The following is an 18189-nucleotide window of genomic DNA, read 5'->3' on the forward strand; positions in this document are numbered from 1 at the left end:
ACGCGCTTTAACTATTTCTCGGCTTCGATCCCGAACAATTTCCGCAAATAAGGCGTCAGGAAGTTGCCGCCCGGGTCCATTTCCGCGCGCAGCTTCTTGAACCTGTCCCACATCGGATAAGCTTTCCGCAGCTCGGCGGCCTGCAGGGAATGCAGCTTGCCCCAGTGCGGCCGTCCCCCATGCCGAAGAAAGATTCGCTCCATATCCGCAAAAAAACGCTCATAAGGCATGCCCCGATACATATGAACCGCGATATAAGCGGAATCCCTGCCGTAAGCGGGACTCAGCCAAATCTGATCGCCCTTGGCGAACCGGCATTCAATCGGAAAATGGACGCGATACTCTTCGCGGGCCATCTGCTCCCTCATTTCCCGGATGACGGGCTGCAGCGCCTCGATCGGTAGATTGTACTCCATTTCATTAAAACGGACAAGCCGTTTCGTCGCATACACCCGGTGGCTGATCTCGATTCGGCTTCCGGTCGGCACGGCGGCGGCGCACAGCCGGCTTACCGACGCGCTCATCCGCGGCACCCAGCGGCACAGGCCGGACAGGGCGCCGAACACGACGTTCTCCAGCACGAGATCGCTCAGGTAGCTTGACAGTTTATCCGGGGTGGCCGGCTCCTCCGTCTCGTTCATCATTTTAAGCTGGCACGGCTCCGCGTACGGGAACCAGTAAAATTCGAAGTTCCGGTGGCGGCGCGTCAGGTCGTCCAAACGCTCCATGCATTCGGACAGCGGCAGGCGGGCGCTCTCGTACTTTAATTTATACGAGGGCTGCAGCCGCAGCGTCACCTGGACGATCACGCCGAGGGCTCCGAGCGAAATCTGCAGCGCCTTGAACAGCTCGGGATGCGACCTCTCCGTCACGTCCAGCACCTCTCCGGTTGCGGTCACGACGGTCAGACCGACCACCTGGGTCGAAATATTCCCGAACGCCAGGCCGGTTCCGTGCGTGCCGGTGCTGATCGCGCCGGCAATCGATTGAACGTCGATGTCTCCGAGGTTTTCCTGCGCCAGCCCTTCGGAATGAAGCAGCTCTCCGAGCATCCGCAGCTTCGTGCCGGCCCATACCGTCGCCGTGCAGGCTTCCCAGTCCACATGCAGGATGCCCTGCATCCGGTCGAGCGAGACGAAAACGTCGTCTGATGCGGCGATCGCCGTAAACGAGTGCCCGGAGCCGAGCACGCGCAGCGTTCTCCCTTGCTCGCGGCACAGCTTGACGGCCTCCACGACTTCTTCGATATGCAGGGGGTACAGAACCGTTCGCGGAGTCGCGCTTACGATCCTCGACCAATTTCGCCACTTGCGTCCGCTTTTTATCATAAGAAGTTTTCCCCCATGCCCCTGTAAGTCGCAAAGCGGTCGATCACCGTTCCATCCGAAACGACGAACAACGAATCGAATCTCTCGCACAGCTCCCCCGCCTTCGCATGGCGGAAAAACACGGGATCGCCGAGCGCAAGCTCCGTCTCCGGATTGCCCCTTCGGCGAAGCGGCGTTTGCACCTCTCCCGCTCCCTCCAGAGACAGCAACTCCAGCCCCTCCGGCAAAAAGGGCGTCGGAAGCTTGGCGTTATCCGCCGCCCCTGAAGCGACATATCCGCCGCCCATGCAGGTGACGATGTCCGCTCGCGGCTTCCTGACGACCTCGACCGCGAACCCGGCGGCCGGAGCGTACCGGAAATCGCGGTAATGGTCGAACAGCCCGGGCGAATAAAACCCCGAGCCCGCCGTCAGCTCCGTGACAGCCTCCTCCTCGCGGGAGCTGGCCAAGCTGCCGGTCCCTCCCGCGTTCACGAGCTTCGGCTCCGCTCCCAGCGAACGAAGGCGTTCCGCGATCTCCTGTCTTCGTCTTGCCACCTCGCGAATCGAACGCTTTTTCAACAGGCGGACCAGTCCGTTCTTGATCGCGGCGCCCGGAGCGTTGTCGCCGACTCCGGCAATCTGCGCCTCGTAGCCCATTATGCCTTCGAGCCGGACCCACTCGGAACGGACAATCCGCTCCGCGACCGGACGCACGCTATCCCATTCGCTCAGAGGAGAGCGCCATACGCCAAAACGCAGACCCGGATAATCCGACGACATATCGATATCGAGGCAGAGCGGCACGCGCACGCCGCGCGCCCGGGCGATCTGCTCGATCCGTTCGACATGCTCGAGACAGTCCGTCATAAAGACGATGCGGCGCCCCTCGCCGATCCGATCGACCAGGCGTCCGATGCCCGAAGCCTCCCACGTCGGATAGCCGAGCAGCAGGTCGTCGAACCCTTTTCCCGCCAGAAAACAAGCCTCCTCCGCCGAGTAGCACATGATGCCCTGAAAGCGGTCGTCCGCGCGAAAAATATAGCGAAGCGCCTCCACGGAACGGATCGACTTGCTGGCGATGCGGATTTTTTTGCTTCCGGCCGCGGCGGCGATATGGCGAATGTTGAGATCCAGCAAATCCCGATCCAGATAGGCGAACGGCATCGGGACATTCGCGAACGCTTGCTTGTACGTCGCATAATCGGGCGTCAGAAGGATCTTCCTCTCGTCGTATTATCGAAGCAGCTTGCGTATGATGGTCAGGCCGTTTTTGGCTTTCGGGTAACGAAAAGGAAAGTCGAAGCGGCTTGTCTGCTTCAGCACGCTCTTGTAGTGGGAGAACGTCCGGAAGCCGTGCTCGCCGTGATAGCTGCCGATCCCGCTCGTGCCTACGCCGCCGAACGGCAAATACGGCGTGCCCAGATGCATCAGCGTATCGTTGACGCAGCCTCCGCCGAACGGCACCTCGCGGATAATGTCCTGCTGGAACCGTTTGTTTTCCGAGAAGACGTACAGCGCCAGCGGCTTCGGGTTTTCCCGGATGATCGCCAGCAGCTCGTCGAGCGTCTCGTATTCGAGCACGGGAAGAATCGGCCCGAAAATTTCCTCCCGCATCGCCCCCGATGCCGAAGACACGCCTTCCAGCAGCGTCGGGGCGATTTTCAGAGCCGCGTCGTCCGTCTGCCCTCCGTACGCGATGCGGCCGTCCTTCAAGTATTCGAGCAGCCTGCGGTAATGCCGTTCGTTCACGATCCGCCCGTAATCCGGGTCGCGAAGAGGTTCCTTGCCGTAGAAGGCTTCAACGACGCTTTCGATCTCCTTATACAGCGCCGCCTTCGCTTCCTTGTGCACGAGCAAATAGTCGGGCGCCACGCACGTCTGCCCGGCGTTCGTCAGCTTGCCGTAGACAAGCCGCTTGGCAGCCAGCGCCAGGCAGGCGTCGTTGTGGACGATGCACGGGCTTTTGCCGCCGAGCTCCAGGGTGACAGGAATAAGCCGCTTCGCTGCGGCTTCCATTACGATGCGGCCAACCTGCGGACTTCCGGTGAAAAAGATATGATCGAACGGCCGCTTCAGCAGCTCGGTGCTGACGGACGCTTCCCCCTCGATCAAGGCCACGTATTCGGGACGGAACGTTTCGCGCACAAGCGTCGCCAGCACGCGGGAGGTCGCCGGCGCCATCTCGGACGGCTTCATGACGATCGTGTTGCCGGCGGCGATCGCCGATACGACCGGCACGAGCATCAGGTTTACCGGATAATTCCAAGGTCCTATAACGAGCGTTGTCCCGTAAGGCTCCGGGACGATCCGGCTGCTCGCTCCGAAATGAGTCAACGGCGTGCGCACCTTATCCGGCTTCGACCAGCGGCGGACATGCCGCAGCGCAATCCGAAGCTCCGTAAGCACGATGCCGATCTCGGTCGTGTACGCCTCCTGCTCGGATTTGTTCAGGTCTTGTCGGAGGGCGGCCAGCAGCTCGGGCTCAAACCGCAGCAAGGCTTCCCGCAGCTTGGCCAGCTGCGCCCTGCGAAACGGGACCGGTCTGGTCTCCCCCGTCAGGTAATACCGCTTCTGTCTCTCAACGACAGCGTCTATTTCATAGGTTTCGATCGGTTGGAACGAGGCATGAGAATTCAAAGCGTTCTCTCCTTCGTCGGCTCGCGGCCGCTCCGGTATCAATTTGATTATCTAGGTAAATAGACCCTGATGTAAAGAGTTTTCTGACAACTTCTACAGGATTGCGCCGCCCCCTTCCCCTTTTCCGTTCCGTTTCTGTGGTCACCAGCTCCTATTGTTGCTATTGAGGTTTCCGATAAGTTATGATCGTACTATGAACAGGAGGAATGAAACTATGAGCAAGTCGCCAATGAAGAAGCGCAAGCGCGAAGCCGAGCTGTCCGGTCGGATCGATCCCGAGCTGAACCGCATTCGCTGGCACAGAAAGCCGCAAACGCAAGTCGTCATGAACAAGAAAGCAGAACAGCGCCGCACGCAATGCCGCCGTAAGGGCAGCCGCGAGGGCGCTGATTTTTTTGTGCCGTATTTGTTTCAGGAGGAGGCGTCCGCTTGATGGACAGCCAATACCGCTCAGCCGCCAAAGAGGATTACGAGGCCGTTGCTGCGCTCCATAAACTTGCCGCAGGCACGAACGCCCAGTTTTCACGATTCGCCTCCGCTCATTCCTCGTGATGGTAGCGCCGGCGCGCGAGCAGCTCCAGGGCGTTGACCGCGCCGTACAGAAGCGCGGAGAGCAGCGCCAGCATGGCGATGCTGACCATGACGAGCGTCATCTGGAACACCTGCCCGCCGTAGATGATCAGGTAACCAAGCCCCGCCTTCGACGACAGAAACTCGCCCATCACGACGCCGACCAAAGTGAGACCGACGTTGACCTTGAGCGTGGCGATGAAGTAAGGGATGCTGGCCGGAAGCAGCACCATCCGCAGCATCTGCCCCCGCGTCGCCCCGAACGACTCCATCAGCTTCAGCTTCGATTTGCTGATTTCCTTAAAACCGCTCTCCACCATGATGATCGTCACGATGATCGAGATCGCCACCGCCATGCCGTAGATCGAATAGCGATCGCCCAGCCAAATATAGAAAATCGGGCCGAGCGCCACCTTGGGCAGCGCGTTCAGCACGACGACGTACGGCTCCAGCACCCTGGAGGCAAACGTCGACCACCAGAACCCGACGGCGATCCCCGTGCCGAGCAGCATCGAGACGACGATGCCGACGAGCGTCTCCCAGCCGGTAATCCACGTATGCCGCAGCAGATTGCCCTCGAAAGCCAGCTCGCGAAAAGCGGACGCAAGCTGCGAAGGGCGGCTCGTCAGCATCGGATCGATCCAGCCCGAGCGGGCGGCGAACTCCCAGAGGCCCAGGAACGCGGCAAGCACCGCCAGACGCGACCACAACACGAGACGCTGCCGGCGCTTCTGGAGGCGCAGGTAACGTTCATATAGCGGAGACGACATGCTCCTCCAGCTCCTTCCAGATGACGTTAAACATGCCGTTGTATCCGGTCGCCTGCCTTTTCTGCCAGGGCGACAGGCCTTCGCCTTCCGCGAAACGAATCTCGTGAACTCCCGAGATCGTGCTCGGCCGCTTCGACATGACCATCACCCGGTCGGCCATGCTGATCGCCTCGGACAGATCGTGCGTGACGAGCACGGCCGTCTTGCCCTGCTCCTTGATGATGCGATGCACCTCGTCGGACAGCTTGAGCCGGGTCTGGTAATCGAGGGCGGAGAACGGCTCGTCGAGCAGCAAAATATCCGGCTCCGCCACCAGCGTACGGATCAGCGCGACCCGCTGGCGCATCCCGCCGGAGAGCTGCCCCGGCCCGTGCGCAGCGAATTCCCCCAGCCCGTAGCGCTCCAGCAGCTCCAGCGCCCTGCGCTTCGCCCGCTCCCGGTCCATGCGGCGGATTTCCGCGCCGACAAGCAGATTGTTCAGCACGTTCCGCCATTCGAACAGATGGTCGTGCTGCAGCATGTAGCCGACTTTGCGCGAAGGACCGGATACCGGGTCCCCGTCGATGCGGACGCTCCCCTTCGTCGGGGCGAGCATGCCGGAGACGAGGGAGAGCAGCGTGCTCTTGCCGCAGCCGCTCGGTCCGACGACGCTGATGAACTCTCCCCGGCCGATCGACAGGTTCACGTCGCGCAGCGCTTCCGTCTCCTGCTTCGGCGTAAAATAGCTCAGTCCGACGTCTTTCAGCTCAATATGCGCCATAGCCTCATCATTCCGTTTTCCCGAGTTTATGCACGAAGCTCATGTCGACGATATCGTCCATGTTCGCGACTCGCTCCGCGTCCTTCAGCACGCCGTTTTCCACCAGCACGTTCTGCAGCGTATCGAATTGGCCCTGCGTCAGCTCCGGATGCGTCGGCCACGTTCCCTGATTCTTGTACCGGTTAACCGACTGCAGGATCAATTCGTCCGAGGTCCCCTCGAAAAATGGCGCCAGCGCCTTCGCAATGTCGTCGTCCGATGCGGTGTTCAGCCACTCGGCGCCTTTGGCGACCGCGTTGACGAAGCTTTGGATCACGTCCGGATGGTTCTTGATGTAGTCCGAGGTGGCGACGTAGGACGTCTCCGGAAATTCGCCGAACGCTTCGCCAAGCGAGGCGACGTAGTGGGCCCTCCCTTCCTGAACGAGCGTGGAGGCGACCGGCTCGAACAGCTGGATGAAATCGCCCTGTCCGCTCGCGAACGCGCCCGCCAGCGCCGGCGAGGCGATATTGGTAATCACGTTGACGCCTTCCGTCCCTTCCTTGATCAGCATCGAGTTCAGGACCATCTGCGGCGCGCTGCCCGGCCTCCAGCCGAGAACCGTTTTACCGCTCAGGTCGCTCCACTCGAAGTCGTCCAATTGCTCCCGCGACAGCAGGAACGAGCCGTCCTTGTCCGTCAACTGGTGGAACGCTTTAAGCGTCTTCTCGCCCTTCTGGTTGAAAATATAGATCGTCGTCTCCGGACCGACCAGGGAAATATCCGCCGTTCCCGCGATCAGCGCGGCGGCCCCCTTGTCGGAGCCCTGCGCCGTATTCATGTCGACGTTAAGCCCCTCGTCCTCGAAAAATCCCCGAGACATGGCCACGTAGTGCGGCGCGTAGAAAATGGAACGAATAACCTCGGAAAACTTGACCGTCCTCAGCTCTCCCGACTTGCCCCCATTCTTGCCGCAGGCCGATACGGCCAACGCGATCAACGCAGCCGCCAGCAGCAGCGCGGCGATTCTGCCCTTGTTCCTCATCCTCGTTCTCTCCCTCATGAAAAAAAAGCTTTGAATAGGTATTATCCTATTCAAAGCCGAGGGTTGGCGTTCATTCGCGCCCGTCTATTCGATTCTTCCGAACCGCGTTTGTTCGCATTTGACAATCGGCGCCCGCGTCTGTTCGCACTCGATTGTCGTCCTTCTCCAAGCGCCGCGTTCGTTCGCATCCGACGGCCGTCCTTCGATCAGTCGCTCCGTTAATCGTCCTTCAGCACGATGCCCAGCAAATGGGCCACGCCGGAAAGCTGGTCCGTTCTCATCACGCAGCCCTGCAAATCCTCGAGCGACGATCCGAGCGTCCGGAACTCGCAGCTGCTCAGGTCGACGCCCTTCAGCTTGGCTCCGACGAACTGCGCCTGATCGAGCTCGCAGCGCGAAAATTCGACCTGATTGAACTGCGCCTCGTAGAAGTCGGCCTTGTCGAAGCCGCCGTCGCGGAACGCGACATGCTTCATGTCCGCGAAACGGAACATCGCGTACTGGCCGACGCATTCCTCGAACTTCACGTTGCGCAGCGTTGTCGTCGACAGGTCCAGGCCGAGCATTTTGCAATGATTAAATTCCACCCGGTGCAGCACCGCATCGCGGAAAACGACGTTGGACAGGTCGCAGTGGTCGAACACGACGTCGACGAACTCCGCCCGCTCCAGCGTCACGTTCTCGAACGTCACCCGATCGAATACGACGCAGTCGAACAGCACCTTGTCCGCCGACTGGTTCGCGATTGTCCCGGGAACGAACCGGCACGTCTCGAACGGCATTTTGTCCTCCATCTCGTAATCGTCCACCGTTGTGTCGAACATCGCAAACGGCTCAAGCAGCCGCGGCGCCTCCGGTCCGACGATTTTGCCTTTTTTCGCCGCCATCGATCTCTTCCTTTCGTCAAGCTCTCGCCTCTCTATTATGGACGAGGCCGGACGGAATGGAAAGCGCCGCGTCGGTCAGCCACTTGGACAGCTGCATTTTGCCGCGCCGGATGTCCGACTTGACGGTGTTCTCGGAGCAGCCGAGAACGCGGGCGATTTCCCCGCAGCTGTACTCCTTGTAAAACCGCAAAACCATCACGCGCCGCCGGCGCGTGTGAAAACGCAGCAGAAGCAGCCGCATCGCTTCCGCGAACTCCTTGTCCAGCAAAGCCTGCTCGGGAGCGTGCAGGCTCCGCGCCTCCCCGCCTTCCAGCGGCAGCCAGCGAATGCGCCGGCCGCGGCGCCACCGATCGACGAAGAGGCGATAGCCGGTCGACGCCATCCATTCCTTGGCGCGCTCCGGCGGCCGCTCCTGCTGGCACAGCTTGAGGAACACCTCCTGCACGAGATCGGCGGCTTCCTCGCGATTGCGCGTCAAATAGAGCATATACCGGTTCAGATCGCCCGCATAGGCCGCATACAGCCGGCCCGCCGCGTCAGCCGTCGCCGGCTCCATCGTCTCCGCCCCCTTCCCGCTCCCCCGCAGCGGGCGCGGCATCCGGCGGGCCGATCGTGACCGTCCTCCCGTCGAATTGCAGCACCGCCTTGCCCGTCACGTTCATCGCCTCCAAATAAGCTTGCGGAATTTGCAGCCGGCCGACGCGGTCGAGCACGACGTATTCCTCGTGACGATCGCCGAACCGAACGCCGTCTTGACCCGCGACCGTGCCGTTCTCCCGCGGCGAAGCTTCCGCATCCTCCCGCTTCAGCCATTCCGTGCTCGTCATGCCGTCGCGGATGGCGACGACGCGGTCGACCTTGTCCGCGACGGAGAGATCGTGGGTGACGATAACGATCGTCACGCCCATCTCCCGGTTCAGCCGGCGGAAAATATCGAGGATCCGCTCGCCGGCCGCGCTGTCCACCGAGCCCGTCGGTTCGTCGGCCAGCACGAGCCGGGGCCGGTTGGACAGCGCAATCGCGATCGCGACTCGCTGCTGCTCGCCCCCGCTGAGCTGCGTCAGCCGGCTGCCCATCCGATGCTCCAGCCCGACGGCCTCCAGCAGCCTTTTGGCATAGGCGCGGTCGGCCTTGCCTCCGATGACCATCGGCAGCTCGACGTTCTGCAGCGCGGTCAAGTAAGGCACGAGGTTTCGCGCGTTGTTCTGCCAGATAAAGCCGACGGTTTTTCGTTTGTACTCGATGAGCTGTTCCTTGGTCATTTTCAGCAGGTTCCACGATCCGACGACAGCGCGGCCCGCGGAGGGCCGGTCGAGCCCGCCCAAGATGTTGAGCAGCGTCGATTTGCCGCTGCCGCTGTTGCCGATAATCGCCATCATCTCGCCCTGCTCGACCGTCAAATTCAGGCCTTGCAGCGCGACGACCTCTACGTCGTCGGTTTTGAATATTTTCACCAAGTCCTCGCAATGGATCATCGGCGGCTCTCCTCCTTGCCCGTAATCAGTGCTCCTCGCCCAGCTTCACGGCCTGCGCGATGCGCAGCCTCCTCAGCTGAACGATGAACAGGCAGGCGCCCGCCGCGAGCATAATCCCGACGGCGGCGGCCAGCTTGGCGGTGTCCCCGGCCTCGAACACGATTCTCAGCGGAGGAACCTGCCGGGCTCCCTCCGTCGTCCCGCCGCCCAGGAAGGGCAGGAACAGTCGGCCGGCCAGCGCGCCGAGACCGCCTCCGGCCAGGACGGACAGCCCCGTCGTCAGCAGCTGCTCCAGCAGCAGCATGCGGGCAAGCTGGCCGCGCGACAGCCCCATCGCCCTGAGAACGCCGAGCTGAACGACCCGCCGCGACAGCGTGAAAAACCAGAAAATCACATACCCCAGAAAGGACACCAGCAGCGAGATCAGAAACCCGAGGCCGAGAATGCCGAAGACGCCGCCCTGCGCGGGATGGTTGCGCCGCTCCGCCAGCTCTCCCCGGACGTCCTCCGCGCTGGCAACCGCGATTCCCCGCTGCGCCAACGTCTCAAGCACGGGAGCCAGCCTGGCCCCGTCCTCCATCCTAAGCCACACCTCGTACGGAATTTTATCGATCTGTTGATACACGTACTCCAGATTGGCCACGACGAAGGGCGCTTCGTCCGGATACAGGCTGGGCCAGTAAGGGACGATTCCGACGACGACCAGCTCTACGGGCTCGTTGCCGTACCCGACGGCCACGGTTAACGGATCGCCCGGCTGCACGCCGTAACGTTCGGCGAAGCCCGCGGACACGAGAGCTGCCTGCTCGGTCTGGCCGAGCGCGTCCAAATAAGAATAAGGACGAATCGGATACAGGTCCTCGCGGAAACGGGCCGCCCTGGCGAATTCGGCGTTGTCGATGCCGAGAAGCTGCGCCGCTCCGGCCGCCTTCCCGCCGATCGAGGCTTTGCCGTTCGTCCGCATCACCCGGGCGGCGGCCGACACGCCTTCCAGCTTCGAATAAGCGGCGTACGACGGCTCGTTGTAATAGATTTTGTTCGCGTCGCTCTCGTCCTGGACGCCTTCCCAGGCCGCCGTCAGCACAACGTCGCTCCCGTATTGGTACTGCGCGCGATCCGTCGCGTTGACGTCCATCGTGCGCGCCGCGGAGGCGTTGTAGACGCCAAGTCCGATCGTCAGAATGAGCAAAATCATAATCGGGTGAAACACGCCCGCGGACCGAGACAGCTGCGTCATCGTCAGATGGATCGTCACCGGCATTCGTCTTCCCGCCAGCGCGTTCCAGAGGCGGAGCAGCAGCGGAAACAGCCGCAACGCAACCAAACCCGATGCGAACAGAAACAAGGTCGGCAGCACGAATATCGTCGGCTCGATCCCGTCTCCGCCCGCGCTCCCGGCCGATATGCGGCCGGATTCCACCAAGTACCAGGCGGCCGCGGCCGCCGCCAGCAGGACGACGTCGACGTACAGCCTCTGCCAGAGAGGCTTGCCGCCGCTCGAGCGGCCCGCATGCTTGACGACCGAAGCTTCCGCGTAGGCGCGGACCGGCGCGACGGTGGCGACGATCGCCGCGACCGCCGCCAGGCCGCCGAACAGCCATGCGGCGCCGTTGCGCCCGACCGGAATCGACCGGCGCCCGACGAATTCGAGGAAGCCGTTGGAAGCGCCGATCGTCTTGGCCATCAGCCAGGCCAGTCCGATGCCGAGCAGCAGCGCCGCGGCTCCCAGCAGCGAAGCTTCGATCAGGTACAGCGTCACAATCTGGCGCGGACTGGCTCCCCGGCTGTGCAGCACCGCGATGTCGCCCCGCTGCCGGTCGAGCGCCTGCTTGGCGTTCATCGCGACGAAATAGAGCACCATCGCCAGCACCGGAGCGGCCAGCGCGAACAGCATCGCCTGCAGGAGCAGGCTTTGACGATTGAAGTCGTGCAGCATGTCGACGAAAGACAGATTCACCTTCGCGCTGTCGAGCATCCGGCTTAGCTGGTTGTCCAGCCGCTCAAGCTCCCCGATCAGCGGAGAGAGGCTGCCGATGCGAATGTCGCTCAGATCGAACGCGTAGAACCAGCCCGCCGCATCGAGGGCAAGGCGGCCGTCCCCGAGCAGGCTTCCCGTCATCGTCCCCCGGCTGACGAGCAGACTTTCCGCCAGCTTGTCCTTGCCGTCGATCGCCCAGCCCGCATCCGCTTCGTCCTTCAGCCGGTAAGCCCCCGAAAGCTGGAGAGTCAATCGCTTCTTTTTCCCGTCGATATCGACGGCGTCGTAGAGCAGCCTGTCGCCGACTTTCCAGCCGTAACGGTTCAGCGTCTCGTCCAGCGCCAGCACTTCGACCGCTCCATCCTGCACGCCGTCCCGGGGGCTCCGTCCCTGCACGATTTCAAGCCGTTCGAAATCCCCGCTCTGGGCCGCAAGCTCCATGCGGACGAGACGCGAGGAGCTTCCGTTCCCCGCTTCGGCCATCCGCACCGTGGAGGCCGGCAAATTCATCCGGCCGGAATACGCGTCCGCGGGAAACCCGATCCGCCCGGGCAGCTCTCCGGCTATCCACCGGTCGAGCTCGTCCAGACTTTCGAGATCCGTGTCCTTCGCCGCTCCCGGCTGATACTTGATGTACAGCGAGGCGGCCGGCAGCCCCTTCGTCTCCTCCTGAAGGGTTTTGGCGACAAGCCGCTTTAATGTCCCGTCGGCGTACATCGGAATGCTCATCGCGAACGAGACGGCCACGGTCAAGCCGAGCAGCGTACTGAGCGTGTAGGCGCGGTTTTTCCACATTTTCAGCAGGAGATAGCCGAGGATTCGCATTATTTGCCCACGACCTTCCAGCCTTCCTCCAGCCCCTTGATGATTTCCGCTTCGGTCGCCGTCTGAATGCCGACCTCCACATCCACCTCGCCCTTGCTCCCGTCGGGCTGCGCCACGATGACGTAATTGCGGTTATTCTGCTTGCGCAGCGCCGCTGTGGGAATATACAGCGTCCGCTCCCGCTTCTCGACGACGATCGAGGCGTTCAGCGGCGTACCGTGCCCGACGCCGTCCGGCAGCTCCGACAGATCGATCAGAGCGTAGGCATCGAGCGAATCCTCCCCCGAATCATCCGTGCCGACCGGCAGCCGCCGCACCTTGCCCCGATGCTCGCCGGCCGCGTTGATCCCGACGATCGCCTCCATGCCCGGAGCGACGTCTTCCAGATCGCTCGAGCTCAGCTTGACGGCGACAACAAGCGCGTTCATATCGGCAATCCGCCCGATTTTCTCGTAGGCTTTCGCCAGATCGCCCTTCTTCGCCGTAAAGCTGACGATCGTACCGCTGTATGGAGCGACCAGCTTCGAGCCGTCCAGCTTGCCGCGCAGCTCGGCCAGCTCCTTCTTGAGCAGCTCGTAATCGAGCTGCCGCTTGCGAAGCGCGACCTCGCTTTCGTCGGAGGCTTCGCGCATCGCTTCCTTCAGATCGAGCTCGGCCTTCTCCAGCTCAATCTCCTTGCGCATAATTTGGCTTTCCGTATCGCCCGTATCGAGCTCGGCCAGCACCTGTCCCTTCTTCACCTCGTCGCCCGCTTTCACGCGGACGTCGACGATCCGACGGTTGTCCTCCGTGAAGAAGAGGTTTTCCTCCTTCTCGGACATCAGCTTGCCCGCCGCGCTAACCTTCGTCTCCAGCGTCCCCCGCTTCACCTCGTATTCCGGCTTCTGCGAAATTTTCGGCGTGCGGATTTCGGGCAGCTGCTCCGGCTCCTCCTCCTGCGGCAGCAGCGAGCAGCCCGTCAGCGCCGCAAGCAGCGCCAGCGCAAGCGCCGCGGTCGGCAGCCAGTGCGGCGATCGCCTTCTCCTATTGTCCGACAAGCCGGCCATCGGCCATTTCATATACAACATCCGCCGCCTCCCATAGCGCAGAATCATGCGTCGTCATGCAGATCGCCGTTCCTTCCGCGGCCGCGATGTCGCGAAAGACGCCGATCATCCGCGCCGCCATCGCCGAATCCAGCTCCGCGGTCGGCTCGTCCGCCAGCAGCAGCCTCGGCTTGTGCGCGATCGCCTTGGCGATCGCCACCCGCTGCTGCTCTCCGCCGGACAGCTCGTGCGGACGGTGGTCGCGCCGCTTGGCCAAGCCGACCGCCTCCAGACAGCGCGCCGTCCGGGCCTGCCATTCGGAACGCGGGATACCCGCCATCCGCAAGCTCAGCTCCACGTTCTCGCGGACGCTGAGCAGCGGGAGCAGCGCCGACGATTGGAACACAAACCCGATTTCCTTCCGCCGCAAGGCGGCGAGCTGCTTGTCGCTCCATCCGCCCAGGGCGCGCCCGCGGAGGCGCACCTCCCCGGCGGAAGGCCGATCGAGCCCTCCGAGCACATTCATGAGCGTCGTCTTGCCCGAGCCGGATCGTCCGCGAAGCATCGTCAGGCAGCCCGAGACGAGCGTCATTTCGATGCCTTTCAGCACTTCGACCTTGCGTCCTCCCGCCTGGAAGCTTTTGCGGATGCCGGAAGCCTCCAACAATTGCTCCTCCTTCTCCATTGCGGTTATTCCTCTCCCGCCAGCGCTTTGGTGAGCAGCTGCTGGCCTTGCGTCTGGATCGCTTGCACGGCTTCGTCTACGGTTGCTTTTCCATCCGCGGCCTGGACGATTTGCTCGGAGGCCAGCTTGCCGAACGAGGCCTCGAAGCCTTCCGGCAGATTTTGCAGCAAAATCTGCGCATTGACTCCGAGTGCGTAGAAGGCGTCGAGGTTTTTGCCCTCTTCCTGCTTCTTGAACGCCGTTCTGGAGGACAAGGAGGCGGCGGACATCGCATTCGTCCTGGCCAGCTGCTCTCCGTTCGCGTATTTCAGCAGCTCCCAGGCAACAGGCACGTTCTCGGAAGACGCGTTGATCGCGAATACGTTCTCCAGGCTCATCCCGTCGGCAACGTCCGGCTGGGAAGGGTCCGTCGGCAACGTCACGACGTCCCAATCGATATCCTTGAACTGGATCGGTCCGCCTTTGCCGGCAGGCGCGGCGGCTTTGACCGATACGTCCGCCCCGCCCGTACGGCTGCCGATGCCCATCATCATCATCAGCATCGAGTCGTCAATCGCCATCGCGGCCTGACCGGACATGAAGCGCATCGAATCTCCTCCGATCCGGAACGTCCGGCCGCCTCCCGCTCCCTGCAGCGAGATGCCGCCGCCCATTCCTCCGTCCTGCGAGGACGGCATCGAGATGCTGCCCGATTTGTAGCCGTCGACGACGGCTGCGATAATCTCCCTCCATTCCGGCGAGTCGATCGTCACCGTGCCGGCATCGGCGTCCGCGTAGCTAAGCCCCTTGGCTTCGCCGATCGTGCGGACCAGCTCGAACGCCTCCGTCGTCTGCGAAGGCTGGAACAATCCGTACAGCGGGTCGTCCCCGTCCTTCTTGACCGGAAACCGGGCCGCCAGCTGCATCGCTTCCTCCCAGCTCATGCCGTCCGTCGGATAGGGGATGCCGTGCTGATCGAACAGGCCCTTGTTGTAATAGAGCGCCCGGCTGCTGAAGCTGGGGCTGAGTCCGTACAGCTTGCCGCCCCCGCGCGCCTTCAGCAGGTCGATGACGGTGGGCGCAAAGGCGTCGAGATCGAACTCGTCCTGCTTGATCGCGGCGTCGAGATCGTAGAGCAGCCCTTTGTTCGCCAGCGCCGCATACTGCTCTTCCGTCAGCATCAGCGCGTCGGGGTGCTGCTCCGCAAGCAGCTTCTCCATACCGGCGACCGGATCGTCGCCGCTGAACACCGTATCGGTCGGCACGACCTCCAGCTGCACGTTCGGGAACATCGCCTGGAACGCGTTGCCGTACTGCTGGTAAAACGCCTGCTCGTTAAAATAAGCGACCTTCAGCGAGCCTTGCGCGTCCCTTCCCACTCCTCCGGCCGACGGTTTCTTGCCGCCGCCGGCCATGCACCCCGTCAGCGTTAACGTCACGGCCAGAACTAGCGCCCCTGTCCCCGCCTTTAGCTTCCTGATCTTCCCGCGATTGTTTCTCATCCTATCGCTCTCCCTTCGACTGGTCATTTCCACAGCCAAGTATGGGGAGCGATTCTTAAAAATCGGTTAGAGAGGTCGAGGCCCTGAAAGAGTGTTTGGAAATCGAATTATCTACGACCGAACGATTCGCGCATAGCATAGGGCACGCTCCCCATGAAGAGACTTCCGCGAGGGATTGTTCCAGAAAATCGTACATCGGAGCTCCAATCGGGCGGAATCCGGGGACGATACTCCAAAAAATCGTACATCGGAGCTCCAATGGGACGGAATCGGCGGGCGATACTCGAAAAAATAGGACATCGGAGCTCCAATTGGGCGGAATCGGCGGGCGATACTCCAAAAATCGTACATCGGAGCTCCAATCGGGCGGAATCGGCGGGCGATACTCGAAAAAATAGGACATCGGAGCTCCAATGGGGCGAAATCGGCGGACAATACTCCAAAAAATCGTACATCGGAGCTCCAATCAGGCGGAATCGGCGGACAATACTCCAAAAAATCGTACATCGGAGCTCCACTCGGGTGGAATCCGGGGACAATACTCGAAAAAATAGGACATCGGCACTCCAATGGGGCGGAATCCGGGGACGATACTCGAAAAAATAGGACATCGGAGCTCCAATGGGGTGAAATCGGCGGGCACCGCCCAGCGAGTCTCTAAGTCTCTAATTATTTAGAAGACAGCGGCAAGGTGACATAGACGTGAGTGCCGGTCGACAGCTTGCTCTCAAGACGGATTTTGCCGCCGTGGCGTTCCACGATCCAGCGGGCGATCGCCAGGCCCAGCCCCGACCCGCCCTCCCGTCTGCCGCGGGCCTTATCGCCGCGATAGAAACGGTCGAAGACGCGGGGCAGCTCCTCCGGCGCGATGCCGATGCCCGTGTCCTCGACTTCGAGCTGGGCGGTATGCGCCAATTTGCGGCAGACGACGCACACGACGCCGCCCTCCGGCGTATACTTGATCGCATTGTCCAGCAGAATTGCGAGCAACTGATGCAGACGCTCTTCGTCCGCTTCAAGCGGAATCGAATCGTCGATTTCGGCGTTCAAAATCAGCTCCTTCACCTCCGCGAGCATCTCCATCTTGCTCACGCTCTCCCGAACGATCAGGTCCAGCCGGACCGGCTTGCGCTCCAGCTCCAGCTGGTTGGAGTCCGACCGGGCGAGCGTCAGCAAGCCTCCGACGAGCTTGTTCATTCGCCGGGCCTCCTGCAGAACGGTGGATACGTGCTTGCTGTCCTGCTCAATCGTATGCCCGGGATGGCGCAGCAGCAGCTCCGCATGCGCCTGAATGACGGACAGCGGCGTTCTCAGCTCGTGAGAGGCGTCCGAGACGAATTGCTGCTGCTTCTCCAGCGACAGCCGAATCGGGATCAGCGCGCGGTTGGCCAGATAGAAGCCCGCTCCGATCGCTACGATCAGCCCCGCCGCGCCTCCGAGCAGCAGAATGAGACGCAGCCTGTCCAGCATGCCGATTTCGGCGGATACGTTGCTGAGAGATTGCTGCGTCTTAATCGTATAGGTCGTGCTCTCACCTCCGGATATCGTCAGCCCCCCGGTCACCGTCAAGCCGCTGCCGGCGACGTTCAGCACCCGAAAATACTGGTTTCCCGCCTTCACCGTATACGGCTCGTCGAGCTTCGAGGGCTTCAGCCGTTCCAACTGCTCGTCGGTAAATCCGTTTTTGTTCGGCAGCGGCAGCGGCCAGTCCTCGTCCGTCCACAACAATTGAATCACGGGCCTGTCCATCTGCGCGACCCGGAACGTCACGGCCCTGTCCAACGGAAGTCCCTTCGTGCCGGAAATCTGGGGCGCCACGGCGGCCACCGTCGTCGTGGCGTTAACGCCGTTCATCGCCCGATCGACTTGGGCGAACAGCATCTGCTTCATCACGATGTACACGGTCAGATTCAAACCGATCAAAATGACGGACAGCACGGCGGCGTTCCGAATCGTGAGCTGCATGCGGGTACGATTAATCATCCTTTTTTCTCCTTCAGCAGATAGCCGACTCCGCGCACGGTTTGAATGTAGCTGTCGAGCCCGGACGGCGCAAGCTTCCTCCGCAAATAATGGACGTATACGTCGACGACGCCCAGCCCCGCGTCCGAGTCGATTCCCCATACCCGGTCGAGCAGCTGCTCCTTCGTCAAAATCTGCTCTCTGCCGAGCATGAAATACTCCAGCAGCTCGTATTCCTTCAGCGTAAGCTTAAGCGGATTCCCCTGCGCGCAGGCTTCCTTGGCCGAGCATTTCAAGCTTAGCCCTCCGTATTGCAGCTCGCCGTCCGGCGCTCCCGCCGACAGCTGGCGCAGTAGCGCCCGGATACGCGCCAGCAGCTCGGGTGTCGCGAAGGGCTTGACCAGATAGTCGTCGGCCCCGCAATCCAGTCCCTTGACGCGATCCGCCACGGCGTCCCGCGCCGTCAGCAGCAGCACCGGCATCGCGGCGCCCTGCGTCCGCAGCTCGGAGAGCACCGCCAAGCCGTCCATGCCGGGAATCATAATATCCAGCACGACCAAGTCGTGGACACGCTGCTGCGCCATATACAGACCGTCCGGTCCGTTGTCCGCCTCGTCCACCTGGTAGGCTTCTTCTTTAAGCACCGTCGCCACCGCTTCGCGCAGCGGACGGTCGTCCTCGACCACCAAAATTCTCACCGGACTCTCCCCTTCGCGCCTCTATCGACCGTTCGTATCGTGACGCTGTCTGTCTTTTCCCCCCATTTTATAGAAGGAACCTTAATGAATGCTTAGAAAGGGG

Annotated in this window: 16 protein-coding genes; 1 reads left to right on the forward strand and 15 read right to left on the reverse strand. The window is 62.0% G+C overall.

Annotation, left to right across the window (positions count from 1 at the left end):
• Positions 1 to 11 precede the first annotated feature (11 nt).
• The 3 genes from ACFFT4_RS10145 to ACFFT4_RS10155 form a co-directional block, all read right to left on the reverse strand.
• Entirely contained in the window at positions 12 to 1328 is a 1317-nt protein-coding gene (locus ACFFT4_RS10145; protein WP_378047291.1) for a D-arabinono-1,4-lactone oxidase, read from the reverse strand.
• On the reverse strand, positions 1325 to 2473 hold the full coding sequence (locus tag ACFFT4_RS10150; protein WP_378047292.1) for an amino acid deaminase/aldolase: 1149 nt from the start codon (positions 2471 to 2473) through the stop codon (positions 1325 to 1327). Before ACFFT4_RS10150 ends, ACFFT4_RS10145 begins: the two co-directional genes overlap by 4 nt.
• A 69-nt stretch (positions 2474 to 2542) precedes the next feature.
• On the reverse strand, positions 2543 to 3919 hold the full coding sequence (locus ACFFT4_RS10155; protein ID WP_378047541.1) for an aldehyde dehydrogenase: 1377 nt from the start codon (positions 3917 to 3919) through the stop codon (positions 2543 to 2545).
• Between the two features lie 241 nt (positions 3920 to 4160).
• Here ACFFT4_RS10155 and brfA point away from each other — a divergent pair, with 241 nt between their 5' ends.
• Positions 4161 to 4379 carry a ribosome rescue factor BrfA gene (brfA, locus tag ACFFT4_RS10160; RefSeq protein ID WP_378047293.1) on the forward strand — a complete coding sequence of 73 codons (219 nt, stop codon included), beginning with the start codon at positions 4161 to 4163 and terminating at the stop codon, positions 4377 to 4379.
• Positions 4380 to 4485: 106 nt separating this feature from the next.
• Here the strand turns inward: brfA and ACFFT4_RS10165 are convergent, their stop codons facing one another.
• The 12 genes from ACFFT4_RS10165 to ACFFT4_RS10220 form a co-directional block, all read right to left on the reverse strand.
• Positions 4486 to 5286 carry an ABC transporter permease gene (locus tag ACFFT4_RS10165; protein WP_378047295.1) on the reverse strand — a complete coding sequence of 267 codons (801 nt, stop codon included), beginning with the start codon at positions 5284 to 5286 and terminating at the stop codon, positions 4486 to 4488.
• Positions 5267 to 6046, reverse strand: a complete 780-nt coding sequence (locus tag ACFFT4_RS10170; protein ID WP_378047296.1) for an ABC transporter ATP-binding protein — start codon at positions 6044 to 6046, stop codon at positions 5267 to 5269. Before ACFFT4_RS10170 ends, ACFFT4_RS10165 begins: the two co-directional genes overlap by 20 nt.
• Positions 6047 to 6053: 7 nt before the next feature.
• Positions 6054 to 7070: an ABC transporter substrate-binding protein gene (locus ACFFT4_RS10175; RefSeq protein WP_378047297.1), complete on the reverse strand. Its 1017-nt coding sequence runs from the start codon at positions 7068 to 7070 to the stop codon at positions 6054 to 6056.
• A 218-nt stretch (positions 7071 to 7288) separates the two neighbouring features.
• Entirely contained in the window at positions 7289 to 7957 is a 669-nt protein-coding gene (locus ACFFT4_RS10180) for a pentapeptide repeat-containing protein (RefSeq protein WP_378047299.1), read from the reverse strand.
• A 16-nt stretch (positions 7958 to 7973) separates the two neighbouring features.
• Positions 7974 to 8513, reverse strand: a complete 540-nt coding sequence (locus ACFFT4_RS10185) for an RNA polymerase sigma factor (RefSeq protein ID WP_378047301.1) — start codon at positions 8511 to 8513, stop codon at positions 7974 to 7976.
• Positions 8494 to 9432, reverse strand: coding sequence for an ABC transporter ATP-binding protein (locus ACFFT4_RS10190; protein ID WP_378047303.1), 939 nt, complete (start codon positions 9430 to 9432; stop codon positions 8494 to 8496). The genes ACFFT4_RS10185 and ACFFT4_RS10190 overlap by 20 nt, the downstream gene beginning before the upstream one ends.
• A 25-nt stretch (positions 9433 to 9457) precedes the next feature.
• Complete coding sequence (locus ACFFT4_RS10195) at positions 9458 to 12235, reverse strand: ABC transporter permease (RefSeq protein ID WP_378047305.1); 2778 nt, start codon at positions 12233 to 12235, stop codon at positions 9458 to 9460.
• Positions 12235 to 13302 (reverse strand): efflux RND transporter periplasmic adaptor subunit, encoded by a 1068-nt coding sequence (locus tag ACFFT4_RS10200; protein WP_378047307.1) that lies wholly within the window; start codon positions 13300 to 13302, stop codon positions 12235 to 12237. The genes ACFFT4_RS10195 and ACFFT4_RS10200 overlap by 1 nt, the downstream gene beginning before the upstream one ends.
• Positions 13259 to 13945 (reverse strand): ABC transporter ATP-binding protein, encoded by a 687-nt coding sequence (locus tag ACFFT4_RS10205; protein WP_378047309.1) that lies wholly within the window; start codon positions 13943 to 13945, stop codon positions 13259 to 13261. Before ACFFT4_RS10205 ends, ACFFT4_RS10200 begins: the two co-directional genes overlap by 44 nt.
• Before the next feature lie 5 nt (positions 13946 to 13950).
• The gene (locus ACFFT4_RS10210; RefSeq protein WP_378047311.1) at positions 13951 to 15426 is read right to left on the reverse strand and encodes an ABC transporter substrate-binding protein; all 1476 of its coding nucleotides are present in this window, start codon (positions 15424 to 15426) and stop codon (positions 13951 to 13953) included.
• 669 nt (positions 15427 to 16095) lie between these two features.
• The gene (locus tag ACFFT4_RS10215; RefSeq protein WP_378047313.1) at positions 16096 to 17409 is read right to left on the reverse strand and encodes a sensor histidine kinase; all 1314 of its coding nucleotides are present in this window, start codon (positions 17407 to 17409) and stop codon (positions 16096 to 16098) included.
• Positions 17406 to 18086 carry a response regulator transcription factor gene (locus tag ACFFT4_RS10220; protein ID WP_378047314.1) on the reverse strand — a complete coding sequence of 227 codons (681 nt, stop codon included), beginning with the start codon at positions 18084 to 18086 and terminating at the stop codon, positions 17406 to 17408. The genes ACFFT4_RS10215 and ACFFT4_RS10220 overlap by 4 nt, the downstream gene beginning before the upstream one ends.
• Positions 18087 to 18189: the final 103 nt, after the last annotated feature.

This window comes from Cohnella cellulosilytica (assembly GCF_042431195.1).
GTDB lineage: Bacteria > Bacillota > Bacilli > Paenibacillales > Paenibacillaceae > Cohnella > Cohnella cellulosilytica.